At 46.2% G+C, this 23,961-nt stretch carries 19 protein-coding genes and 1 pseudogene; 10 read left to right on the top strand and 10 right to left on the bottom strand.

The annotated features are described in order from the left end of the window. Window positions 1-237, top strand: a 237-nt coding sequence (locus RIB93_RS31810; RefSeq protein WP_446379198.1) for a hypothetical protein, incomplete at its 5' end; no start/stop codon positions are given. A gap of 73 nt (window positions 238-310) precedes the next feature. Here RIB93_RS31810 and RIB93_RS31805 read toward each other — a convergent pair. From RIB93_RS31805 to RIB93_RS31790, 4 genes are all read right to left on the bottom strand, one after another. Then, window positions 311-1,969: a dipeptide ABC transporter ATP-binding protein gene (locus tag RIB93_RS31805; RefSeq protein WP_446379196.1), complete on the bottom strand. Its 1,659-nt coding sequence runs from the start codon at window positions 1,967-1,969 to the stop codon at window positions 311-313. A gap of 126 nt (window positions 1,970-2,095) precedes the next feature. After that, window positions 2,096-3,442, bottom strand: a complete 1,347-nt coding sequence (locus tag RIB93_RS31800; RefSeq protein WP_446379194.1) for a pentapeptide repeat-containing protein — start codon at window positions 3,440-3,442, stop codon at window positions 2,096-2,098. 430 nt (window positions 3,443-3,872) lie between these two features. Next, window positions 3,873-5,507 carry an iron uptake porin gene (locus RIB93_RS31795; protein WP_446379192.1) on the bottom strand — a complete coding sequence of 545 codons (1,635 nt, stop codon included), beginning with the start codon at window positions 5,505-5,507 and terminating at the stop codon, window positions 3,873-3,875. Window positions 5,508-5,651: 144 nt separating this feature from the next. After that, window positions 5,652-7,748, bottom strand: a complete 2,097-nt coding sequence (locus RIB93_RS31790; RefSeq protein WP_446379190.1) for an acylase — start codon at window positions 7,746-7,748, stop codon at window positions 5,652-5,654. Between the two features lie 198 nt (window positions 7,749-7,946). On the opposite strand from RIB93_RS31790, the gene RIB93_RS31785 reads away from it, so the two are divergent. Continuing rightward, window positions 7,947-8,735 (top strand): SDR family NAD(P)-dependent oxidoreductase, encoded by a 789-nt coding sequence (locus RIB93_RS31785; protein WP_446379188.1) that lies wholly within the window; start codon window positions 7,947-7,949, stop codon window positions 8,733-8,735. 208 nt (window positions 8,736-8,943) lie between these two features. Here the strand turns inward: RIB93_RS31785 and RIB93_RS31780 are convergent, their stop codons facing one another. Then, window positions 8,944-9,135, bottom strand: a complete 192-nt coding sequence (locus RIB93_RS31780) for a hypothetical protein (protein WP_446379186.1) — start codon at window positions 9,133-9,135, stop codon at window positions 8,944-8,946. 380 nt (window positions 9,136-9,515) lie between these two features. Between RIB93_RS31780 and RIB93_RS31775 the strand changes: the two genes are divergently transcribed. Then, on the top strand, window positions 9,516-10,907 hold the full coding sequence (locus tag RIB93_RS31775; protein WP_446379184.1) for a glutaredoxin family protein: 1,392 nt from the start codon (window positions 9,516-9,518) through the stop codon (window positions 10,905-10,907). A gap of 350 nt (window positions 10,908-11,257) precedes the next feature. On the opposite strand, the gene RIB93_RS31770 is transcribed toward RIB93_RS31775, so the two are convergent. Together RIB93_RS31770 and RIB93_RS31765 are read right to left on the bottom strand one after the other, a co-directional pair. Then, window positions 11,258-11,611: a hypothetical protein gene (locus RIB93_RS31770; RefSeq protein ID WP_446379182.1), complete on the bottom strand. Its 354-nt coding sequence runs from the start codon at window positions 11,609-11,611 to the stop codon at window positions 11,258-11,260. Then, window positions 11,568-12,224 (bottom strand): HAD-IB family phosphatase, encoded by a 657-nt coding sequence (locus RIB93_RS31765; protein ID WP_446379180.1) that lies wholly within the window; start codon window positions 12,222-12,224, stop codon window positions 11,568-11,570. The genes RIB93_RS31770 and RIB93_RS31765 overlap by 44 nt, the downstream gene beginning before the upstream one ends. 744 nt (window positions 12,225-12,968) lie before the next feature. On the opposite strand from RIB93_RS31765, the gene RIB93_RS31760 reads away from it, so the two are divergent. Next, a complete protein-coding gene (locus tag RIB93_RS31760; RefSeq protein WP_006098037.1) occupies window positions 12,969-13,313 on the top strand; it encodes a hypothetical protein in 345 nt (114 codons plus the stop codon). A 222-nt stretch (window positions 13,314-13,535) separates the two neighbouring features. Here RIB93_RS31760 and RIB93_RS31755 read toward each other — a convergent pair whose 3' ends face one another. Then, window positions 13,536-14,207: a class I SAM-dependent methyltransferase gene (locus tag RIB93_RS31755; protein ID WP_446379178.1), complete on the bottom strand. Its 672-nt coding sequence runs from the start codon at window positions 14,205-14,207 to the stop codon at window positions 13,536-13,538. Between the two features lie 3 nt (window positions 14,208-14,210). Continuing rightward, on the bottom strand, window positions 14,211-14,966 hold the full coding sequence (locus tag RIB93_RS31750; protein ID WP_446379176.1) for a hypothetical protein: 756 nt from the start codon (window positions 14,964-14,966) through the stop codon (window positions 14,211-14,213). A gap of 153 nt (window positions 14,967-15,119) precedes the next feature. On the opposite strand from RIB93_RS31750, the gene RIB93_RS31745 reads away from it, so the two are divergent. The 3 genes from RIB93_RS31745 to RIB93_RS31735 all read left to right on the top strand — a co-directional run bounded on the left by RIB93_RS31745 (window position 15,120) and on the right by RIB93_RS31735 (window position 20,467). Continuing rightward, window positions 15,120-18,374 carry a protein kinase domain-containing protein gene (locus RIB93_RS31745; protein ID WP_446379174.1) on the top strand — a complete coding sequence of 1,085 codons (3,255 nt, stop codon included), beginning with the start codon at window positions 15,120-15,122 and terminating at the stop codon, window positions 18,372-18,374. A 454-nt stretch (window positions 18,375-18,828) separates the two neighbouring features. Then, window positions 18,829-19,791: a M23 family metallopeptidase gene (locus tag RIB93_RS31740; RefSeq protein ID WP_446379172.1), complete on the top strand. Its 963-nt coding sequence runs from the start codon at window positions 18,829-18,831 to the stop codon at window positions 19,789-19,791. 121 nt (window positions 19,792-19,912) lie between these two features. Continuing rightward, the gene (locus tag RIB93_RS31735; protein WP_446379170.1) at window positions 19,913-20,467 is read left to right on the top strand and encodes a late competence development ComFB family protein; all 555 of its coding nucleotides are present in this window, start codon (window positions 19,913-19,915) and stop codon (window positions 20,465-20,467) included. A gap of 185 nt (window positions 20,468-20,652) precedes the next feature. On the opposite strand, the gene RIB93_RS31730 is transcribed toward RIB93_RS31735, so the two are convergent. Then, window positions 20,653-21,333: a L,D-transpeptidase gene (locus RIB93_RS31730; RefSeq protein WP_446379168.1), complete on the bottom strand. Its 681-nt coding sequence runs from the start codon at window positions 21,331-21,333 to the stop codon at window positions 20,653-20,655. A 386-nt stretch (window positions 21,334-21,719) separates the two neighbouring features. On the opposite strand from RIB93_RS31730, the gene RIB93_RS31725 reads away from it, so the two are divergent. From RIB93_RS31725 to RIB93_RS31715, 3 genes and pseudogenes are all read left to right on the top strand, one after another. Beyond that, complete coding sequence (locus tag RIB93_RS31725; RefSeq protein ID WP_446379166.1) at window positions 21,720-22,376, top strand: sigma-70 family RNA polymerase sigma factor; 657 nt, start codon at window positions 21,720-21,722, stop codon at window positions 22,374-22,376. A 422-nt stretch (window positions 22,377-22,798) separates the two neighbouring features. Then, a complete protein-coding gene (locus RIB93_RS31720; protein WP_446379164.1) occupies window positions 22,799-23,320 on the top strand; it encodes an anti-sigma factor family protein in 522 nt (173 codons plus the stop codon). A gap of 352 nt (window positions 23,321-23,672) precedes the next feature. Beyond that, window positions 23,673-23,771 (top strand): annotated as a pseudogene (locus RIB93_RS31715) (hypothetical protein); the annotation flags it as partial. Window positions 23,772-23,961: the final 190 nt, after the last annotated feature.

Below are 23,961 nucleotides of genomic sequence, written 5' to 3'. Positions count from 1 at the left end.
AGTGCAAGGAAATGGGGTAGCATCCTTCATAAGTATGGCATCACCTTACTCAGGGAAAATGTACCCTTGCTCCCCCAGCTCCCCCAGCTTCCCCAGCTTCCCCAGCTCCCCCTCACCACAACACTTATTCAGCAGCCCCTAGTTACTTCTGGGTGTAACCGAAACGATAGTAGTAATGCATTTAAATTGGGTATTAGTAGCGAGCAAGATGCAAAGCCTGCGGCATGGCTTCGCTAAACGCACTACAAGGATTGTGCCATTATTGATATTAAGGTTTAAATGCCAAACAGCTTAGTAGTAAAACCCGCCCCTACACTGCCAGTAATGGAGCGGCTTGTAATAAGGTTTGGGTATAAGGATGCTGGGGATTGGTAAATAAGTCTTCCGTTTCTGCCATTTCCACAATTTTACCCTGATTCATCACCGCGATCGCGTCACAGAAAAACCGAGCTACCCAGAGATCATGGGTAATAAATAAATAGGTTAACTCAAACTCCTGTTTTAGCGATCGCATTAATTCCAGTACCTGCGTCTGCACAGTTGCATCCAACATACTCACGGGTTCATCACAGATAATCAAACTGGGATGGGTAATCAACGCTCGTGCGATCGCGACTCGTTGCTGTTGTCCTCCGGATAAGTCCTTAGGATAGCGGTGGTAGTAGTCTTCTGGAGGCGTTAATCCCACCCGTTCTAGCATCTCCATCACCTGATGTTTCGCTTCTGTTGCTGTCGCCAGATGGTGAATAAATAAAGGATCAGCAATACTATCACCCACTGTCATCAAAGGATTTAGACAAGCCAAGGGATCTTGAAAAATCATTTGAATATGTCGCCGCATATCCCGCAGGGATTTCCGGTTCAGTTGGGTTAAATTAATGCCTTGAAATTCCACAATACCAGAGGTAGGCGGAATCAGTTGCAAAATGGTGCGCGATAGTGTACTTTTTCCACATCCTGATTCTCCCACTAATCCCAAAACCTGACCCGGATACAGGTCAAAACTAACCTCATCCACCGCTTTGATCAGTTGAGGTTCGCGGGACAAGAATTGGGCAATAAAATTTTGTTCTAAGGTGAAATACTGCTTTAAATTTTGCACTCGGAGAATCGGTGTTGGCAGATTCTTCTCCGATGGCGTAGAGACGTTGCATGCAACGTCTCTACATTGTTCCCCATCATTCACCGTTTGCATAAGCAGCGCCGCTTGCAGGAGCGATCGCGTATACTCATGTTCAGGGTGGTGCAAAATGTCCCCAACTGCCCCCATTTCTACCAGTTTGCCCCCATACATCACCGCCACGCGATCGCAGTATTCCCCTACCATTGCCAAGTCATGGGAAATTAACAACAGCGCCATCTCCCGTTCTTGGCAAAGTCGCGTCAATTCCTGTAAGATTTGGGCGGAGACGGTGACATCTAGACTTGTGGTTGGCTCATCCGCGACAATCATCTTAGGATTGAGTAAAAGGGCGAGTGCGATCGCGACTCGTTGCCGCATTCCGCCACTAAATTCATGGGGATACTGGGACCAACGGTTGGCGGGAATCTTCACCGCTTCTAGGGTTTCAATTGCCTTTTGCTTACACTCAAAACGCGATAACTGAGGTTGATGCGCTTGTAAGGTTTCTAGACAATGATCCCCAATTGTCATCAACGGATCAAGGCGTGTCATTGGATCTTGAAATACCAGCGCCACTACTTCCCCGCGAAGCTGGCGCAGTTGAGTTGGGTTCAATTCAAAAACAGACTGTCCTTTAAATTTAATTTGTCCTTCAATTTTTGTTGCTGTTGGTAATAACCGCATCGCGGCGCGTCCCAGAGTAGATTTACCACACCCCGACTCTCCCACCAATCCCAATCGTTCTCCAGGATTTAGGGTAAATGAGACATCATCCACCGCCCAATATCCCGGATTAGTTGGATAGGCAATGTGTAAATTTTCGATACAAAATAAAGTCATAAGCATGTAGGGGCGGGTTTAGCCGTTTAATTTTGATACCTACCGATAATTTAACAACAAAACCCGCCCTCCCCACCTTCAGATGCTGCCATTAACGCACCGTCTTATCGGTTATGTATCGAAGCGCTTCGCTTATTCACAAGATTGTTGTGTCCCATCGGGCAGAATGGCGTTACAGAGGTTCGCTTGGTTAAGATTAGCCCCCTCTAGATTCGCCCCCCTGAAATTTGCCTCTTGTAGATTTGCCTTCTGCAAATTTGCCCCCGCTAAATTAGCATTACTTAAATCGGCTTGAAACAAGGTTGCTTCCTCAAAGTTCGTGTTTTGAAGGTCAGAATTGTATAGACTCGCACCACTCAGATTCACATTGCGAAAATTTGCTCCGTTTAAATTAGCATTAAATAAATTAGCACCCCGTAGTTCACGTTCCTCAGCCCCTTGATTCACAATTTCCCAAACCAAACGCCATTTGGGGTCAAGGGTAGTCTCTTCATTAATTTTGGCAGTTCTCAGATTAGCATTTTCTAGATTAGCTCCAGCTAAATTAACATTTCCGAGTTCGGCATTTCTTAAGTTGGCATTTGTTAAATCGGCATTACTCAGGTCAGCATAGCGCAATTCAGTATTAGTCAACTGAGTACCTTGAAGATTAGCGCCTCGTAAGTTGACAATAAATAAATACGCTTCAGCTAAATTGGCATTTTCTAAATTTGCGTTTTCCAAATTCAACCCTTCTAAATTCGCACCTGACAAATCCGCCCCCGCTAACGCTTGTCCGGCAATTCCTTGATTAACCAACTCCCAAACAAATAACCATTTGTCATTTATAACGGTTTGACTATTAAATTGGGTTCCCCTTAAATCGGTGCGAAATAACTTGGCATTTTCTAAGTTAGCGCCTTTGAGGTTTACCCCTCTTAATGAGGTTCCTTCTAAATTAGCGTCACCGAGATTGGCTCCTTCTAGAGATGCATTGGCTAATTTAGCCTGTCTTAAATCGGTTTCCTGTAAATTGGTACGAGTCAGATTAGCATTCTGTAATGAAGCATTCATCAGGTTCGCTTTCCGCAAATCTGCAAATTGTAAATTAGCATTCTGGAGATGAGCGTCTTCTAAATTCGCCTCTTGTAGATTAACTTTAAGAAGTTTGGCACGAAATAAATTAGCGTTAGTGAGTATAGCATTCCGCAGATCTGCATCCTCTAAATTTGCCCCAGAAAGTCGGGCTTCCCGTAAGTCAGCTTCTCTTAAATCGGCTTCAACTAAGTTAGCGCCTTCAATATTGAACCCCCTGAGATTCCGCTTCCTCAAACGTACTCCCCGCAGATTACAAGTCGGACATTCTCCTTCATCTAAGAGCTTTTCTACATCTTGATCCTTGGCGGCTTGCACGGAATTGCTGAGACATAGCAGGATAACTAGAGCGATAGTTGTAAAGCGGGTGGCTAAAGGCAGGGTTTTAATCGTGGATAAACGCATAGAATAGTTAGTATAGATAGGTATTTACTATAGCAATCTTAAATTATATTGTACAAATCCTTCCACCTGATCAGGGGCTACGAGTTAGACTGGTTAGTGCGATCGCGCTCCAATTCAGAATTTATTAATCCATTGTAGGGGCGGGTTTAGGGACTCAATTGGGCTAATTACCGATAACTGAACAACAAAACCCGCCCTTTATTTAATGGCGCTTTGGCTCCAATAAATAGGTCATTGTAGGGGCGGGTTTAGGGACTCAATTGGGCGGGTTTCCGATAACTGACCAACAAAACCCGCCCTTTATTTAATGGTGCTTTGGCTCCAACTAACCCACCCTACGATTTATACTGGACTGACACAGCTAAAATTGTGGATTAGATTTGACCATTGAATCGGGCGCAAGTCTTTGCGCCCCTACAATCCCGCCACTTTAAAATTGCAATGTGGTTCGTATTGTGCCAATAAATGTATCATCGTTATCGCTATTATGATCCGGTGCAGTTAACCAAATTATCCCTGGTGTAATTGTAATATTATCGGTTAACTTATACTGGTAGAATGCTTCTAGATGTAGGGAGGTACTCGGATCATCAATGCCTAAATTCTTCAAACCATCGCTCCCGGTAACTTTGGGTTCCATCCCGATAATAAATCCGCCGAGATTGCCAGTTTTGCCGAAATCCGGTAAGGCTAATGTTAGCGCCCAATACCACAAATTAGCATCCCCTTCGTCGATAACATTGGCTTTGGTATAACCCGCCCATCCTCCAACCACAAATCGAGGATTAAGTTGTACGGAAGCCGCTAGGTTAACGGAATTAGTGACAACGGGTAAGTCTAATTGATTGACTAAATTAGTATCCTGACTGCCGACTTGCCAGTCTTGGTTATACGCATTAACATAGGTCAAGCCAATCGTGGCGCGATCGCGAATCTCAAATTTGACTTGGGCTAATGCGCCATAAGCCCCATCAAATAAGCCGTTACCGGGTTCGGGGTTTCCGCCATTCCCAGCTAAATAGCCTAAGCTGACTTCTAACTGATCATTTATTGCGTGTCTTACCCCGACACCCGCCCCACTAACTAAATAATAAATCGGCGCACGAGTAGCAAAGCGAGATACCGCCCCACTCGCGCCATCCCCATCCAGGTAAGGGTTAATTGTATCCGTAAAGTCATCCGCCGCCCCAGCATTCGCCGCGATGACGACTTGCGTCTGATTCCCGATCGGGAAACGGTACAATAAAGCATCAATCTCTAAGTCACTATCCCTAGCCCCAGTAAAAGATAGTTCCCCTTCCGGTGTCCCTGTGCGACGTTCCAGACGCCCTAATCCTTCCGCTTGCAGTCGGGTTCGCAGTAAATCTTGACCCGTGAAACTGGTGTCTAAATTTAAGCGGGTACGATGTCCCAATGTGGTAACAGTATCATCCTCAGAAACAATCCCTGCCGCGCCAATAATCACTTCTCCATCCAGTTGAGTTGTTGTCGAAAATTGGGTCAGTTCCAGTTCTCGAGTTCGGGCGGTTAAGGCGTCTACATCACCCCGTAGCAGGGAGAGTTCTAAAACAAATTTATTAGTTAACTGTTCGAGTGTGGCTAAGTCTGCGGAAGGAACATCGCCTCCCCTGGCAATTAAGGATTGGATTTGATCTAAAGCCTGACGTAATCCGGCGGCGAACTCGTAGCGAGTCATTGACCGATTGCCCCGGAATGTACGATCGCGATACCCTGTGAGTATGCCATATCGTTCGATCAGCGATCGCAAGGCGGTATATGCCCAATCACTGGGCTGTACATCCCGCAACTGGGAAACATTCGTCACTTGACCTAAGCTATTATTATCCCCGTACTGATTAATTGGGTCTAAACGCTTCTCAGTCGGATCACTCGACTCATTCCCTACTGTTTCTGGACTCTCTAAGGTTTCCTCTAAAACACAAAACTCCCCCGCACCCCCACACCCTTGCACCTCAACCTCTTGTGCCGTAACAGTTCCAGCCCACACTACCCAAAACGCGATCGCTGTATTCATCCACAGCAGTTTCGGCAAAATTTGATCCATTTTTCGGTTTCTCCTTATGTCCGGTTCAATACTAATGTAGGGGCTTGGAAACCAAGCCCCTACTCACCCTCACCGTAATTATGGGTATTCAACCGGACATGATATAATTCTTGACGGCTGAAACGATCACCTGCAAAAACCCCTCTACCTTATTTCAAACACCGTCCGCGATTCCAAATTTGCCTCAATGTCCTGACGAGTCCGCCAAACCGATCGCAATTCTTTGCGGGCATACAAGGGTAACTGATCACCAATATGCCTAGAACCCGGTTGTGTGGCATTGCCATAAACCGTGAGTACCCTTGCCTTAACTGGATCAGAAAACTCGATCGCGGCAATATAACTATCCCCAGCTACTGATTTAAACGTCGTCTCATTCATGGGTGCAAAATCAATCACCTGGAAACTGCCCAACTGCCCAGAAGCGCCACTTCCCGGTAAATCCACGTCCCCATACTTTAATCGCGCCCTCTCACCCCAAGGGACATCTAACCTGCCATACCCGGCTTTAACCCTAGCGGCGGCTTCTGCTAAAACCTCCACCGCCGCCACCGGATCTGCCAAACTATCAGGGGTAGTCAGAGGCGATTGAGGGTTCCAACCTGTAGCAAACTGATTCGTATTCGGCATTAATTGTACCCAAGTGGCAAACAAAACCGTTCCTCGACTGTCTGCATTTGCCTGTCGATCCCAGTTGACTAACACATTCGCTGCTTCATTAACTAACTCGTCCCCCGACTGTCGTGTTGCAGCAATTAAGTCATCGAGTATCCGATCTGCCAATTCTAGACGCGAGGAGAATTTCCGGGCAATTATCTCCTCAAAACTAATTGAATTCTCCCCTATCAACATTTTTGCCGATCGCTGGGCGCGAAAATTCATCGATTGGGGTGCCATATAGGGCGGATAATCATCAGGGTTAATCGCTTGGGGGAATGTAGTCGTCCAGGGTGGATCATTGGCATTTTGTAACCAACCCGTTTCTGGGTCAAGGATGCGAGGTAAATCTTGATAGGGATGATACCTTGTCCATAAGGTTTCGGAGGTATCGCCGGGAACCACACCTTGCCAATACTGCCAATCTCCCTGAGAACGCACTGGCACTTGACCATTAAATATATGTAAAATATGCCCATCTCGGTCAGCATACAGAATGGTAAACATGGGCAGTTGCAAACGGGCGACGGCTGTCTCAAAGTCTTGGCGATTACGCGATCGCATCATATCCCACAACTGTGCCATTAATTGAGGTTGATCTAACCCCACCACCCGCAACGCGATCGCATTCCCTTCTGGTTGCGTAACTACAGAACCATGAATCGACTGCCGAATCACCAATTCCTGTTCCGCTAATGTCCCATTCTCCTGCTTTACCTTTAGGGTTTGGGTTTCGGTTGCAAAGGGGCGAACTTGCCCATCCAACTCATACCCCCCATCAGCTAGGGTGAGTTCATAAGCCGTCCAACCCCGATGAGTGTTTACTGTGGCTGTCCAACCCAAGTAATCATTAAACCCAATGGATAACATCGGCATTCCCACCAAAGCCGCCCCATACGCATCAATCCCTGGGGCGGTTAACTGGGCTTCATACCACAGGTAAAAATCTGACCAGGGTAAGTGGGGATTCGCCAGTAGCATAGCATTCCCACTCGCCGAATGAGACGGTGCGATCGCCCACCCATTGGAACCCGCTTTGGAATCCCCCGATTTCAACGATTCCAAACGCTGGGGATTCACCACAAAGTTAAAATGAGTCACCCGTTGCAGATGTGCCAATACATCCACCCCATCCACGGGCAACACCACCTTGACCTTATCGTCAATTTGGTCATCATGTTCAGAGGCATACCGATTAATCCCCGCCGCAAAGCTATCCAGATAACGCCGCATCGTCAGATCTTGCGCTTCGTACCATTCCTGCGCCCTGGCGGGAATACCCATAGTGCGGACATACTTATCTGAGTCCAAATAGTCTTGACCCCAATACTCGGCGGCTTTACCCCGTGCCTGTCCGTATAGCTGTAGAATAAGATTGCCATGACTCGCCGCTTGCGCCCAGCCAAACGCCTGGAATAAATTCTCTGTATTATTGCCGTAAATATGCGGAACGCCCCAGGTATCCCAAAGAATCTCTGTGCGATCGTCTCCAGTCACTGGACGGTGAATTCCCCAGGCTACAGTAAAAATCACCGTCAGCAATACTACGATCAAAACTGAAAATCTTTTGTTCAATCGGGACATTCGCAATTAAAATAAAGGTCGATATTTTTGTACGACTATAAATTATAGACTTTATTTGTTTAATCAACCACAATGAATTGTAAACTATTCCTTGAGGCTGAGTTCCTGCTTTGATACACCATTTTAGTGGCAATACGTTAAACTAGAAATTAGGTTAAGAATGGTAACCTAAACATCTCTAAAAAGAATAGAACATTAATGTCCACTGCTTTAATTACTGGAGCGTCGGCAGGACTGGGAGCTGCATTTGCTCAGGAACTCGCTAAACGGCAAACCGATTTAGTGATTGTGGCTCGTTCCCAAGACAAACTACAGCAACTTGCCCAAGATTTACAAGCCACCTATGGGATTCAAGTTGATGTTATTCCCCAAGATCTTACCGCACCTGATGCCGTCCCACACGTCTTTGAAATAGTCAATCAGAAAAATATTTCCATCGATTTACTGATTAATAATGCTGGGTTTGGCGACTACGGTACCTTTAGTCAGACGTCTCGGCGTAAACAGCTAGAGATGATTCAGCTTAATATCCTGGCGTTGGTAGACTTGACTTATCACGTTCTCCCCCAGATGCAACAACGAGGTTCTGGAAGTATTATTAACCTCTCCTCATTGGCTGGGTTTCAACCGCTCCCGTATCTATCCATCTATTCAGCAACTAAAGCCTTTGTTCTTAGTTTCAGTGAGGCGCTTTGGGCAGAAAATCAGCACACGGGTGTTAAAATTCTGGCAGCTTGTCCTGGACCAACGGAAACGAACTTTTTCACCACGGCGAATTTTGCCCAATATGCTCCTGATAGTTTAAAACAGCAACAAGCCGATTCCCCGGAGGTAGTGGTTCAGGAAATTCTCCAGGCTCTAGATGCTGATGATTGTACGGTAGTAACAGGGCGGTGGCAAAATAATTTTATCGTTAATCTGCCCCGATTCTTTCCCAGAAAAACTATTGTACAACTTGTCGAACAGCAATTTCGTCCTCAAAAATAAAGAAAAAGGGAATAGGGGTTGTAGAGACGTTGCATGCAACGTCTCTACATGACAAAGGTGCAACCCGGTTTAGGCTGCACCCTTTCAGTTGTCTGTATTTCAGTTGTCTGTATAAATTGAGGGGTCTGAAAACGTTTAGATTAATCGAGGTAATCAAGGAATTATGACCAATTCGTCACTCCTCTGCTGCTATAGGAGCAGTTGAGGCTTAATAGTTCGCCACTGATGTAATTTCGTCTCCTAACAGGGGTCCGTACAGATTGGAAGCACCCGTTTCGTGACTATTCCAGTTTCCTTGGATAAAGTAGATTCCATCATGGCTGGAAGCCGCGATTTTTCCCGTGTGACCTTTTAAAGAGCCTTTGGTGATTTGCACGAGTTCATGTTGCTTGTAAACCATTGTGATCCCTCCGTTTTACGTTTGTTCAAAAATTAGCTTTTCTTACTTATACAGTATCTTGACAATTGTTTTACACCATCAGCAACGATCTTTCGACAGATTTTAGAAATATTTCAGGTTTACAATGCCTGACACTAACAAAGAACTCTGGAAACCGTTGGTATTGCTGGGGTCTGAACGATGGGCAACCATCGGATAAGCCAGAGAGCAGATGGTAGAGGGCAGAAGGTTCTAAATAGCGTTCACTAAAACATCATGCCCATCCTGTCAAGATAGAACTATTACGTCTTTTTTCTAAGGGCAGCTCCTCGCCCGGTGATGGATTTACAGTAGAAGTATCGTCTTCTAAATTTCTCCTCATCTAAAAAGGACGCTAAAAAATGATGGTTAAATCTTACCGCCGACTGATCCTGTCCTTTATCATCATGGTTGGTCTGGTATTCGTGACCTCCTTTCAGTCCGTTGCCCAGGCTAGTGATGATGTCGTCGATGTCTATTTCTTCCACAGCAAAACCTGCCCCCATTGCCTTGAGCAAAAGCCGTTAATGACTTATATCGATCAACACAATAAAAATGTTGAGGTTACGTCGCTTGAGGTTAACGACAATCCCAGGGAATGGCAGGAATTCCGCAAAGCCCAGGGAATTCCGTCCGGCGCGGTTCCCAGGACTGTGGTTGGGGATAAAATGTTCATTGGCTATAGTGAAGCCGAAGGACCCTTGGAATACACTCCAGTTCATCAAGCGTATATCGGCTACAAAAATCAAATTATTGCAGCGATAGAAACAGCCGTCGGCTCTCCCATCAATTTACCCACAACTGATCAACAGCAACAAACTAAGACCAGCTCCCCGTGGCAGGTCTTTTTAATCCCGTTCTGGTATCTCTGTAGTTATCCGTTTTTGCAAAAAGCCCTTGAGAAACGACAAGCTAAACGCTATTGGATTGGCGGGTTGCTGGCAACAACGATCATCAGTCTCTTTGTATTTCTTGCCCTCACCCCTGATGTGGTAATTAAAACCTTTGCCCAAGGGCTTCCCTTCCCTCTATTTGTCTCTACCATTGCCCTTGCCGATGGCTTTAATCCCTGTGCGTTCACGGTTTTAGTCATTCTGCTGTCGTTACTCACCTATACCCGCAGTCGCAAGGATATGACCTTGGTGGGGACAACCTTTATTATCACATCAGCGGTGATGTATTTTATCTTTATCATGCTGATGGTCTTGGCGGGTTCAGTCTTCCTAGAAAACTATGGCGTTCGATTTATGCAAATTCTGGGAATTCTGATTACCGGGGCGGGTCTGATCAATATCAAGGATTATTTTTGGTTCAAAAAATCTATCTCCTTATCCCTCTCGAAAAAACAACAGTCAACGATAAATAAACGAGCGGGAATAATTGTCAGAAACCTGAGAAATGCTAAAGGCGATCGCAAGATGTTTCTGGCGGCATTAGGTGGGACGGTTCTGTTAGCCATCTTTGTCAATATTGTCGAACTTGGCTGTACAGCGATTCTGCCTGCGGTTTACATGACGGCGCTGCTACAGTACTGCTCCGATACAATTGGCTTGTGTCATCTCTCGTGGACAGGTTTATATGCGGCAATTTACGTTATTCCGCTGTTGGCTATTTTAGGCAACTTTATCTATTCGTTTAAGTCCACTCGACTTACTGAAAACCAAGGGAGAGTGCTGAAACTGGTTGGAGGACTATTTATGCTATTCTTTGGTCTGGCGATGATGTTTAAACCCCAGTTACTAACCCTTGGCTAGGACTTATCGCCAAAGGCAGAAGGCTTAAGGGGAAAAGGTTCAAAGGAAAAAATACCCAAATGATCAAGGGGGTAAAGTTTATTCTCCCCCCGTTTTCGCCTTGTCTCTTGTGAAGTCAATTTAATAGGATAAGGGTGAAATTTCGTCGCCAAGAAGGGGTCCGTATAGGTTGGATGAACCGATGTTTTGATGGGTTAAGTCTCGGGTAATAAAGTAGCTACCTTCATGGCTACAAGAGGCGATTTTTCCGGTATGACCTTTGAGAGACCCTTTGATGATTTTTACGCGATCGTTTTGTTGATAGACCATGGTGCAACTCCTAGTTGGATGTTTTTCAATAAACTATTTCATTATATGAATGTTATTTTTTCAATTCGATGAAGCTGAATCAGTTTTTCAATAAAGTTTTGGCAAAGTTTATTTGACAAAACTTTACAGTATATCTCCGAAAGATCCCCGACTTCTCTAAGAAGCTCCCCCTGCTCCCTCGGCTTCCCCTGCTCCCCCTGCTCCCTCTCCTTCCCCTGCTCCCTCTGCTTCCCCTGCTCCCCCTGCTCCCTCGGCTTCCCCTGCTCCCCCTGCTCCCTCGGCTTCCCCTGCTCCCCCTGCTCCCTCTGCTTCCCCTGCTCCCCCTGCTTCCCCTGCTCCCCCTGCTTCCCCTTAGCTATCTCCCCAAAGCTGGGATAGCTGTTGACGCACCTCAAAAAAGTCATTCCAGGGTAGGTAAGGCTTTTGACGTTCATCGAGATACTGGCTGAGGCGATCGCGGGCGAAGACGACAGAGGCGTGCAATGCCATGTTAAAATCCGTTACCGAATCCCCGATCGCAATCTGTTCGTCTGCTGGGTGTTGTGCCATCACCTGAACTTTGGCAACCAATTCGCTATCCCCCTCAAACTCGGACAATGGCTGGAGATAGTCACCACTGATATCCACATCTACAGCATAAACCGCCGCCACTCGTTCTAGCAGCGACGTTCCTCCCCGCTTTTCTCGACCCAACACCGTCTCCACCATACCGCGCAATCCCCCGGAAACCACCACAAACGGCACGCCGCGATCGTCCAGAAAATCGAGGAATTCCACTAAACCGGGGCGAATCGGTTTAGATTGGGTATAGGTGAGGATATCTGGATATCGAGAGGACGGAATTGATTCTAGGACGCGGCGCACACCTTCCCGTAGCGTTAGCCGTTTGGCATAGAGTTCGGGCATCACTTGGGCAGATAACTCAGGCGCAAAATCATTTAACATCCCGGCAAAGGTTTCTACTGCCGTAATCGTACCGTCGAAGTCACAAAAGACAACTCGCTGCATTCGAGATCAGAGGTTAGGTTTAACATTGATAAAGATGGTATAGTATTAGCCATCCCACTGGCTTTATTATGCCGCCTTAAATCTCTCTCAGCAAAGAATAGATCAGATAGTTTTTAATTTTTAGATGAATCGATAAAAATCATCCGGCTACAACCGATAAAGTTCTGAACGATGGAATAGATCGAAGTTAAACACAAGCCCTCAGAAGTCGATGTTCCTCGTTTATGATAGTCCTCAACCTCGTATCCAGGTCAAGCTAGAGTATTTTCGATGGCATTATTATTCTCTAATTGATTTATATCTTGGAGTTATTAAACGTAGCGATAACTTAATAGATTTATCTTCAGGGATAAGAAATCCAGAGCGTAGCTTGCTTGATGCGTCGTGAGTATGACAACAGCTCAATTATCCCATAAGTACAATAACTCATTGACAGAAATCTTCGTTTTCCCTGCAACAGGTGAAATCTATCAAATGATGATGTTTTATCCATAAGATAAATTGAATCAAATCATTGATATGACCAATAGTTATTAGGTTATGATTGAGTCAGGATATAGCGGTTCGCAATTCGATGAGGTACACTCCGCTCACAGGAAAAGCATGAGAGATAAGGGATGGGGGATAAATTGGTGTATTTCATCGTAACGAGTAAGAACCGCGATCAGTATAGAAATCTAGTCCAAAGCGATTAGCGCATCAGGGGGTATGTACCAAGTACAATTGTGAACATAAGCCAAAGGAATGACTCTAAACTATCCCATCATTGAAACCCAACTCAGACTCATTAGAGCTTTACAGCGCGGATACGCTGAAGCCTTAGAAGCTGGAGATTGGCAAGCGGCGGAGTATCGTTGCGCCCATTTACATCGGTTGTGTGAAGGGCTACATCATCTGAGTTATTTGCTGGATCGAGGCAATGCTTTATCCACAGTGACACCCCAAAATCAAAATAATTGGGTGGGGACTATCCGGGGTAACAATCCGATGCACGCTTTAAATCAGTCCTCGGAGACGAACGAAAAGCCCCTTTCATCACGCCCCCTACCCCCTGAACCACCACCGATTGATGAAGTGTGGAATCAGTAAATGCTTCTAACGTTTCACAGTTGATCAGGGAGATAGGGGAGATGTAGAAGATGAGGAAGATGAGGAAGATAGAGGAGTTCACTTGACATTTAACCTTCAGCAAGGGCGGGTTTAGTTAAGGTAGGGGTTGTCTCCTGAACTGTATTGGTAAAACCCGCCCCTACACACCATGTCCGACTAGTGTAGAGACGCGCCATGGCGCGTCTCTACTTCAAGGATTTGCTATTGCTTTTCTGTTGTATTCGGTTTTCTACCAATCAGAAGCGCCAGTTCCAGCCATTTCCAATAACAATCCACATCAGTATAACCAATTTCTCGTAGCCATTTCAGTTGAGTTTCTACATCCAATACTTTATTCGAGGGATCGTCTGGTTTGTCAGCAATCCCCATGCAAGCGCGGAAATGTTCATGGAGTGCTGGTGTGGGAGAGGCGACGTGTTCTAAGTTACAAAAAATACCACCGGGTTCTAGTATGTTGAAGACTTCAGCATAGAGGGAATACTTGCGTTCATGACTTAGGTGATGAATCGCAAAGCTAGACACGATCGCGTCAAATATACCTAACTCTGGCAAGGGATGATCTAAATCATGGGCGATGATTGTTACTGTCTCATCCCCAGCAAAGCGTTGTTTGGCAGAATCAAGCATCGTGGGCGAAAAATCGATCGCGATACTTTTGGCATAGGGGCGGTCAATTTTCAGCAGTGCCAAAAGGCGTCCGTCTCCGGTACCTAAATCGAGGATACGTTTGGCGGTTTTGGGAACCTCTTCTAAGACAACGGCTTCACCTTCTTGGCGATGGGGGAGATTATCCGATCGCTCTAAATAAGATAGCGCGTGATCAGCCGATGTCCAGAGATTTGTTATTAGTCCTTCGTTTATGTCATTTGTCATTTGTCATTTGTCTTTCGTCATTTTGCTCGTAAAGGCAAATGCACCCAAACCAAAAAGTCCTAGTGCGGCAATACTACTGGGTTCAGGAACAGGAACTGTGTTCAGGCTAAGGGTGTTGATTCCCAGAGCGCGATCTGCCTCAGAACTACTATAAACGACGCGCTTGATATTCGGTTTGTCGCTGAGTATACCAAGAAACGCGGCTGAATTATCCAACTCTATCGACGATGTTCCAGGTACTGAAAAACTTCCCAGTAAGGTATCGTTGGAGTCAAAGGCAGTGACAAATGCTGTGAAGGAAAATGTATCGTCTACAGCTATCTGAGTTCCAGCGCCTTTGACAGGGGTATCAAAGGTAATAGTTAATGGACCTGGATTGCCAGGAGAGGGAAAAAGACCTGGATTAAAGCCTGTAAACAGGATAAAATCGCTGGGAGCAAAGTTGGTGGGAATGCCATGGGGTGGGGGCAAGGTTTGAAAGACTAATGGCTGTGTAATGCCAGGTGTAGGCGGTGGGATTTGGACATTTAGCCCTAAGCCCTGGTTAGAGGTGGCGTTAAAGGAACTCGGTAAGATCGCAGCAGGAAAGACTCTGCCTAAACTCGACCATTCAACAGAGTCATTCCCGTTTAAAGCTGTGCGTTGAGTGACTAAGTTGATGGCTTGAACCGATGTGGGTAGGGTAGTAAGGATTGTAGTCAATACGACTCCGGCAGCCGTGAAGCCGTTGACGGAAAAACCTAGGGATTGAATGTTCATTTTTCTTAATATGATGTGTGGAAATGGCAGCGGAATGTTAAGCAAATCTTGTTGGAGTTAGGATTGAGACGGAATGAGCTTTTTCGAGGGGCTATGGCAGAATTATATCACTTGTGCCGTCAGTAAAACCTGCTGAGAGTCTACACAAATCTTATGATTGGGACACGACTACGTGGGCGTTATGAAATTATCCAACCGTTGGGGCGTGGAGGGTTTGGCGAAACCTACCTGGCACGCGATCGCGATTTACCTGGATATCCTTATTGTGTGGTTAAGCAACTGAAGCCGCAGGTGGTGAATTCCTCTGTGTTAGAGGCGTCTCGCCGCCTATTTGATACTGAGGCACGGGTTTTGTATCAATTGGGGAATCATGAGCAAATTCCCCAGCTTTTAGCCCATTTTGAAGATAATCAGCAATTTTATTTAGTTCAAGAACATATTGAAGGGGATGATTTACGTCACGAGTTAGCGGCTGGACGCCGATTGGATGAGATGCAGGCGATCCGGTTAGTCTGGGATATCTTAGAAATCTTAAATTTTGTTCATCAACATCAGGTGATTCATCGGGATATTAAACCCTCAAATTTAATTCGACGGGCAGCAGATGGCAAGATTATTGTAATTGACTTTGGCACGGTTAAACAGGTGAGTACGGCAACAAGTTCCCCAACAGAGGTGACAATTGCTATTGGTACGCCCGGTTATATGCCTCCGGAACAATGTGCGGGAAAACCGCGTTTTAGTAGCGATATTCATGCGGTGGGAATGTTGGGGATTCAAGCTTTAACTGGGGTATTACCCCATCACTTGCCAACTGATCCGAAAACGGGTGAGATACTGTGGCGAGATCAGGTAGCCGAATCTTCATTGTTTCATAACATTTTAGCGAAAATGGTGTGTCAAGATATCCGCGATCGCTATGACAATGTGAGAGAGGTATTAGACGCGATCGCCGCCTTACCGTCTAGTGCGACAATCCCCTTTCCTAGTCAACCTTTACCCCGTCCCATGAGAACTGTAAACAGTTTACCGTCTCAGCTTCAAACTCAGCGCACCCTAGCCGCGATCGCGTTTACCGATGGTGTGGGGTTTAGTGCCAGAATGTCGGCGGATGAAGAACATACTCTGGACTTAATTCACCGGGATTTAGAGTTAATGCGGCGATTATGTCAGCAGTTTTCTGGACAGACGATTAAGTCTACTGGGGATGGCTTGTTGATGTATTTTCCCAGTGCGGTTTTGGCGGTGGATTGTGCCATCGAAATTCAGCAATCCCTGGCTCAATCTGCCCAAGCTTTATCAGAGAATGATATCATTTTACATCGGATTGGCATTCACTTAGGCGATGTCTTTGTCAGTGAAGGGGATGTCATGGGTAATGGGGTGAATATTGCCGCCCGTTTAGAAGGAAAGGCGCAACCGGGAGGAATTTGTATTTCTCAGATTGTTTATGATTTGATCAAAAATCATTTACAGTTACCCACCACATTTTTAGGGGATCTGTCGTTAAAAAATATTACTGACCCCGTACCCAGTTATTTAATTCAACCTGTATCCTCAGAAAATAGAACCTATTCACCCCAAAGTTATCCATCCAAACCCAAACCGAAACAGACACGCCAGGATGTACAGTTTCGCCACATATTACTCAATAAAGTGAGAAACTATTGGATTAAAGGGGTATTAGAAACCTCGTTACATGGTCGCGTCTTAATTGAACTGGGATTAGAAGAACGTCTCGATTTAGTCGAACGCCCTTGGGAATTGGTTTGGGAGGGTTCCGGGGAATTCCAGCAAACCCTATTACCAGGAATCAAAGTCAGTGACAAGTTTCTGGCGATGGGCGAGGGGCGATCGCTCTTAATTTTAGGGGAACCGGGAAGTGGCAAAACGACGACGCTTTTAGAATTAACTCGCGATCTATTGGATCAGGCGGATATTGATAGTAATCATCCGATTCCTGTAGTCTTTAATTTATCCTCTTGGACGGGAGGTAAGCAAACCATTGCTGACTGGTTAGTTAACGAACTGCATACCAAATATCAAGTATCGAAAGATATTGGTCAAACCTGGATTGATTCCGGAGAACTGTTACTTTTATTGGATGGGTTAGACGAAGTAAGTATTACATTAAGAGAGGCTTGTGTCACCGCCATCAATCAATTTAGTAGCGAACATGGCACAACTGAACTCGTAGTTTGTAGTCGAATTCGCGATTATCAAGCCCTACAGCAGCGTCTGAATTTACAAGCCGCCATTTGTCTGCAACCGCTCACCTTAGCCCAAATTGATCGCTATCTAAACAGTGCTGGGACGCAACTTAGAGTCGTGCGCCAAGTTCTGCGATCGGATAGCACCTTACAAGACTTGGCACAATCCCCGTTAATGTTAAGTATTATCACCCTAGCGTATCAGGGAATATCCCTAGATGAGTTACCGCAAAGGAGTGGTTTAGATGACTGGCGGAAGCACTTATTTGATCGGTACATTCAGCGGATGTTTAAGCGCAGGCGGGGTCAAGCCAAGTATAGTCAAGAGCAGGTAATTAACGGGTTAAGTTGGCTGGCAAAACGAATGCATCAAGACTCAGAAACCGTCTTTTTAATTGAGCGATTGCAGCCGAGTTGGTTAGACACTAAAGCGCAAAAATGGCTGTATTCTCTAGGAGTCGGCTTAATCGGGGGATTAATTATGGGGTTAGGTGGGGGGCTGAATGTCGAGCTTATGTTTTGGCGGGAAATTACTCTATTGGCAGGATTAATTATGGGACTCGGTGGCGGGTTAATGGCGGGGTTAATTGTGGCGCTGATTATGAATCAGATTGAACCCGTGGAAACATTAAAATGGTCATGGGTAAAAGCAAAGCGAAATATAGTACCGGGGTTGCGAATTGGGTTAACCGTAGGATTAATATTTGGTTTTACCAGTGGACTCGTTTTCTGGCTGATTGCGCCGAGTCAGGAGGCGATAATTGAGGGGCTAACTTATGGATTGAGTGGTATAGGAACGGGATTAATTTTCGTATTATTGCGTGGATTAACGGGAGGTGGAATTGAGACGAGTACCGTTCCCAATCAAGGGATATGGCAGTCGGCACAAAATACATTAATTTTTGCTTTAATTGGGGTAGTTGCTATGGTCGGTTTGGCGCAAATCGTAGGGCTACCAATTTTATTTGGCGCGGTAATTGGATTGCTGTTTGGGTTGTTTTCACCTGCGGGGATTGCTTGCATTCAGCATTTTACGTTACGGTTAGTGCTTTATTGTAGTGGTTGTATTCCCTGGAATTATGCGCGATTTCTCGATTATGCGACGCAGCAGATTTTTTTACAGAAGGTAGGAGGCGGGTATATTTTTATTCACCGATTGCTATTAGAACATTTTGCTCAGATGGAGCGAAAAATGTAATGGAAGGTGACAGCGAATTGAGCAATCAACCCTCACTCACCCCCAACTCCCTGACAGGTGTAGGTTTTTTATTTAAGGGTGGAGACTAGACTTGGGGGACAAGGAAGGAAAGAAGACAAGGGGGAAAAACCGTACAGAATTCGGTTCGGTCAACCACACGATAAAAAGCCGAAACGCCCTATTTTTCGTTCTCACTCTTCCTTGTCTACTGGTTCACTTGTCCTCCAAGTCTAACCTGAACCCCAACCTTAAAAAACCTACCCTTGTGAGGTCCATGTATCCCCCCGTGAATCAAAGATTACACAGGGGGTTTTATCGCTCCCCCAAACCCCCTCTTTTTGATAAACTGGCATTTCCAGATATCATGTATTTTAGTTCAACGGTTAGAACTTACCCCTTGAGTGCGATCGCCTGATTTTGTGGTAACAGTTTGAATTGAGGTTCAAGACGCTAAATGGTTGAAGACATTGAAAAAGCCAGACTCAACACCCAGAGTTCAGGAATTCCCAGTCAAGCGCCTCCAGTCACTCCGCGACATTTCCTTGCCTTACCCTGGGGAATCAAAGGACGGTTAAGTACAGCCCTAACTGTAGGTCTAGCAACCGTTTTGGCGCTCAAGAGTCAAGCCGCGATCGCGCTGCAAGTGCGGGTGACTCCAGAAACTCCCCAGTTAGGGGATACGCTGTCGGTGATGATTGACACAGAAACCACGACTCAACCGCCAAGCGTATCCATCGGGCAAAAAATTTATCCCGCCTTTCCTGTCACCGCCAATCGCTATCGCGCCTTACTCCCAACCACTCCTCTGGATAAATCCGGACGTTTAGAATTTCAAGTCACTGGGGATGGTGAGGTGAGGAATTTGGCTGTATTCCTGAAAAATCGCTCGTTTCCCACCCAGCGTATCCGACTATCGGGTAGCGCCAACCGATCCGCCACAGAACTGGAACTGAATCGGGTGGCTGAGTTTAAAACATTGGTGACGCCGCAAAAGTTCTGGAATGGACCGTTGGTCAGACCTAATGCAGGTCGAGTGTCTACGGTGTTTGGCGTGCGCCGTTATTATAACGGAGTATTCGCCGAGGATTATTATCATCGAGGCGTTGACTACGCAGCTGGAACAGGTTCACCTGTCGTCGCCCCTGCTGCTGGACGAGTAGCGTTAGTGGGACGAGAATCACAGGGGTTTAATGTTCATGGCAATACAGTCGGAATTGACCATGGTCAAGGAGTGTTGAGTATTATGCTACACCTAAACCAAATCGACGTTCAACAAGGAGATTTTGTCCAAGCCGGTCAAAGAATTGGTACAGTGGGTTCAACGGGAGCTTCTACGGGACCGCATTTGCACTGGGGACTGTATGTTCATGGCATTGCTGTAGATCCAGTGCCCTGGAGATTTGACGGTCTTGAATAATACAGGGTTTAAGTTTTTCTGAAGTTTTCCTGCATCTTATGCACTTATGGGTTTTGTTTAAGGTAAACTCTGGTAAGTCTCCCCTGATCTGAGCGACGAATGGGCAATCCAATCCAACACCATGAGTATTGAAAAAATCGTAGAACAAGCTCTGCAAGATGGTTACTTAACCCCAGTCATGGAAACTGAGGTTGGGCGTATTTGTGATACAGCCTCAGAGCTTTCGATCGAAGAATATATGGCGTTGGATCGCCTGATGGGAGCGCTGTTGACGGGTGAAGTCGTCGCCGTTCCGCGCAAGCAGTTTATTAATGTGATGGAGGAGTTGGTACTCACCGAAGCGATCGCGCAAGTGGCAGAAATTGAAGCAACCAGCGATCAGGTGCTGGATGTGGGTGATATTGCCGCCTATGCTCTGAATCGACTCCCACCTCTGTATGCTACGACAGAAGAAGGGGCAAAATACCAACGTCAACGAGCCAGAGAAGAACTACAAGAGTTGATTACTCAGCAAGTTGATACGGCGATCATGCAAAATCAGCATCGACCCGATTTTGGCTCGGAACGCCAAGCTCTTCGTAGAGGTAGCGGTAAAGATCTGTTCCAGCAGGTGAGTTCCTTACTCCAAGATTACGCCCCCAACTTTGAACCTAAATCTGATCTCAAAAGTCCCTAGAGGCGCAGGGGGAGCAGGGGAAGCAGGGGAAGCAGGGGAAGCAGGGGGGAGCAGAGACTCCTCCGATGAAACATCTTTTGTAGGGGCGGGTTTTACCACTAACGTTTCGTTTTCACCCTGATATAACTAAACCCGCCCCGACCTAACCGTTCAATTATCACAAATGACGAATGACGAATGACGAATCACTTTCTTACCAAGATAGGCGTTCCCACTTTAATTTGGTTATACAATGCCTGAATATCGGCATTTCGCATCCGTAAGCAGCCGTGAGAAATCGGCTTACCAACCAGATCTTCATCATTAGTGCCATGAAAGCCAATCTGATGATGTTCGTCAGACCAAAATCCGATCCAGCGATCGCCTAAGGGGTTATCGGGTCCAGTCGGAATTAAGTCGCCCGTAATCGGTTGTCGCCAGATGGGGTTGATCTGCTTGCGGAGAACCTTGAAGCGACCTGTCGGCGTTTCCCAACCGGGTTGACCCACAGCAACTGGATAGCTGGCGAGTTCTTGCTCTCCCCAGTAACTATACACCTTGGCATCACTCAAATCCACAACTAATCGCACATCCAAAGCGACTATTGCCTGATTCAGATGGGGAATCAGAGGTGATACTGGCGCGATCGCGTTTAGCTCAGAAGAACCTGGATGAGGTAGAATTAATCCGGCTAAGGGAACAGGGGCATCTAAACCCCATCTCCAATCAAGTGCCATTCGCTCTCTTATCCATTCACCATACTTCCCCAGTGGCTGAGGTGAATCCAAGTCGTTCTCATCCTCCGTTCCATAAAATGTCCTCTGAACCGATTGGGCAATTTCAGAGGGGAGTGGTATCGATTGACGTTGTTGCCAAGCTACTGACAATAATAATCCTGCTGACCCAAAGCAAAGCAGCATCAAGCTAGTTTTTAGTGAGAAGGTTCCGCCCATAATGACTTAGGAGGCTATCACAACCGAGGCAACTCTAACTTATCAAAACCACTTTATATTTGACATTGGCAGCCGTCTTACCCTTTTTTCCGGATAGGATGTCTTTCCTCTAGAAGAATGATGATAGGCTTTTCCAGATGCCATATTAGAACTTGACTGGAAACACTACCCGTTTGGAGGATGTACTTGGTAAGTTTGAATAGAGATAATTAAAAATTAGTTTATTCACCCCAACCAAGCCTTTGCTAATCTAAGCGGGAACTCTACGTGAAGTCAGGCGTCTGTGAAAAGTAAGGATGTTCTAGCACCCATTACCATCCATGAGCCAATCGATTTCTCTATCCTGGTCCCCGGTTGAGGTCACACCCAATAATGTGACGGTGCAACCAGAAAAACTCTCGAACTACGATTTAATTTTGCGCTGTCAGGACGGTATTACTCCTGACCGGGCTGCTTTTGCTGAACTGCTACGCCGATATCAGTCCCATGTGGAGAAGGTTTTATACCATCTGGCTCCAGATTGGCAGGACAGACCCGACTTGGCGCAAGAAGTTTGGATTAGAGTTTACCGGAATATTAAGCGCCTCAAGGAACCCGTCAAATTTAAGGGTTGGTTGAGTCGTATCACGACCAATCTTTTCTATGACGAGCTGCGTAAACGCAAACGGGTAGCTCCGCCATTGTCACTGGATGCACCGCGTCGGATGGGTGATGGTGAGATGGATTGGGAAATTGCTGCTGATGGTCCAAGTCCGGAAGACAATATGGCAACGCGGGAATTCTACGCCCAGCTACGAGAAGCCATTAAAGACTTGCCAGAAGCATTCCGCACGACTATTGTCTTGCGAGAAATTGAAGGGATGGCTTATGAAGAGATTGCCGAAATTACAGGCGTATCCCTGGGAACCGTCAAGTCGCGTATCGCTAGAGCCCGCTCAAGACTGCAATCTCAACTGCAACCCTATCTAGATGTTTAATTGTCTCCGGATTAGAATGGGGAAATTGTTCCCCTAAACCAAAGTTCATTCTATGATGGGATATATAACATCTTGGCTCGAGTAATCCCAAACGATTGAGAGCAATGGAATGAAGGGTGTAGTCGTTCACTCAAGTCTTGCGTTACCCTGGCTAAGGTCAACTTTCAACTATTATCTTATTTGCCGAGCTGCAAAAGCTGGCACGTTAACGGTAAAAGTCACACCTTATCAGCCAATACAGTTTAACAGTGGGGATCGGCATCTCCTCACTATAAAACGCCAACAGCGTAATTGATAAGATTACGACCAAGGAAACCCATACCCTCTCTCGAATAGAGATTGTCCAATATCAGTGTGGGATGATGTCACAAAGGATAACGATCCATAATTGAGCGCTAGTGAAGACTCGGTGGTGATCTAAAATGAACTCTAATTTTGATGCTCATAACTGTTCCGGGCAAAAAGCTGCCAGAGACATGGATAGTCTACAGCGCGATCGCTTTGAACTCATCAGTGCCTACATCGATGGTGAGGTGACAGCAGCCGAGCGCTATCAAGTGCAAGATTGGTTAGCAAATGATGCCAATAGCCAGCGCTTGTATGCTCGACTGATGAAGCTACGCCAAGGGTTGCATCAGCTCCCCGTACCTGCCACTCAGGTAACCACTCAAGAGACGGCAAATCAGGTGTTTACCCGCATTGATCGCCGCCGCCTACGGAACACCATGGTTTGGGGTGGCGCTGCGATCGCCGCGATGTTTGTCAGTGCCTTTTCTGGGATACTCCCTGGTAGTCAGTTTATGCCACGGTTGGCTCAAACTCCTGTAACCGAAGAGGCGGCGGAACCTCTGATGATCGCCGTGAACCGTCCAGTTATCCAAATCCCCAAGGCTAAAAGTGCCTCGCCGGAAAATTTTATTGATTCTGCCATCTTCAACCCCTAAAAAATATCTCTGCAAACCTATGCAAGATACGCCGTCATGCGGTACTAACGACTTCCCGTCGGATTCTCACCGACCTCTCTAAGCTCCCCGAAGGGATTGACAGCAGCCGATGACGGTTCATCCCATGATCCCCCGTTCCGTACTGAGCGTAACAGGCGAGTAGACTGTTAGTCTAGGCTGATAGAAGGAGTGGCGAGACGAACCTTTGGCTCGTTTCGCCACCGACTGCCAATGTGACCAGGTGTGCTTCTTCCCTACATTCCGCAGATATTTCAACAGGATTCATAACGATAAAATTGAATGAGAATAAGTGCTAAACGCTTGTGCAGTAATTGTTACAGGCGTTTTTAAGCAAGGGTTCCGCAAACCCCATGACTGTCCCGCGTTTGGTACTCGTTGCACCCCAGACCATCCCCTGGGTGCGCCGATGGTGTCCTCTGAGGGTTTCTGATAGTTCCCCAGGTGTATCCTGTCTTTCTATAAATCTGTTCCCTACCTTATATAGCGCTACGCGCTGGTATAGTTACAAGTTCTGAAAAGCAGCATCAGCAGCTTGATGAACGTTAAAATCATATATTGGTAGCTCTTTTCTAATAGCCGTCTTGATTTTATGCCACCAATGCTCAATTGGGTTTAAGTCG

The sequence above is a fragment of the Coleofasciculus sp. D1-CHI-01 genome (assembly GCF_040218875.1).
GTDB lineage: Bacteria > Cyanobacteriota > Cyanobacteriia > Cyanobacteriales > Coleofasciculaceae > Coleofasciculus.
The sequence above is the reverse complement of the archived record's forward strand: the minus strand, read 5'-3'. Positions and strand labels throughout refer to the sequence as shown.

Bases quoted from the DNA above. Each gene is read 5' to 3' on its own strand.
- RIB93_RS31805 (WP_446379196.1), bottom strand. From the start codon at position 1,969: ATGCTTATGACTTTATTTTGTATCGAAAATTTACACATTGCCTATCCA.
- RIB93_RS31800 (WP_446379194.1), bottom strand. From the start codon at position 3,442: ATGCGTTTATCCACGATTAAAACCCTGCCTTTAGCCACCCGCTTTACA.
- RIB93_RS31795 (WP_446379192.1), bottom strand. From the start codon at position 5,507: ATGGATCAAATTTTGCCGAAACTGCTGTGGATGAATACAGCGATCGCG.
- RIB93_RS31790 (WP_446379190.1), bottom strand. From the start codon at position 7,748: ATGTCCCGATTGAACAAAAGATTTTCAGTTTTGATCGTAGTATTGCTG.
- RIB93_RS31785 (WP_446379188.1), top strand. From the start codon at position 7,947: ATGTCCACTGCTTTAATTACTGGAGCGTCGGCAGGACTGGGAGCTGCA.
- RIB93_RS31780 (WP_446379186.1), bottom strand. From the start codon at position 9,135: ATGGTTTACAAGCAACATGAACTCGTGCAAATCACCAAAGGCTCTTTA.
- RIB93_RS31775 (WP_446379184.1), top strand. From the start codon at position 9,516: ATGATGGTTAAATCTTACCGCCGACTGATCCTGTCCTTTATCATCATG.
- RIB93_RS31765 (WP_446379180.1), bottom strand. From the start codon at position 12,224: ATGCAGCGAGTTGTCTTTTGTGACTTCGACGGTACGATTACGGCAGTA.
- RIB93_RS31760 (WP_006098037.1), top strand. From the start codon at position 12,969: ATGACTCTAAACTATCCCATCATTGAAACCCAACTCAGACTCATTAGA.
- RIB93_RS31755 (WP_446379178.1), bottom strand. From the start codon at position 14,207: ATGACAAATGACATAAACGAAGGACTAATAACAAATCTCTGGACATCG.
- RIB93_RS31750 (WP_446379176.1), bottom strand. From the start codon at position 14,966: ATGAACATTCAATCCCTAGGTTTTTCCGTCAACGGCTTCACGGCTGCC.
- RIB93_RS31745 (WP_446379174.1), top strand. From the start codon at position 15,120: ATGATTGGGACACGACTACGTGGGCGTTATGAAATTATCCAACCGTTG.
- RIB93_RS31740 (WP_446379172.1), top strand. From the start codon at position 18,829: ATGGTTGAAGACATTGAAAAAGCCAGACTCAACACCCAGAGTTCAGGA.
- RIB93_RS31735 (WP_446379170.1), top strand. From the start codon at position 19,913: ATGAGTATTGAAAAAATCGTAGAACAAGCTCTGCAAGATGGTTACTTA.
- RIB93_RS31725 (WP_446379166.1), top strand. From the start codon at position 21,720: ATGAGCCAATCGATTTCTCTATCCTGGTCCCCGGTTGAGGTCACACCC.
- RIB93_RS31720 (WP_446379164.1), top strand. From the start codon at position 22,799: ATGAACTCTAATTTTGATGCTCATAACTGTTCCGGGCAAAAAGCTGCC.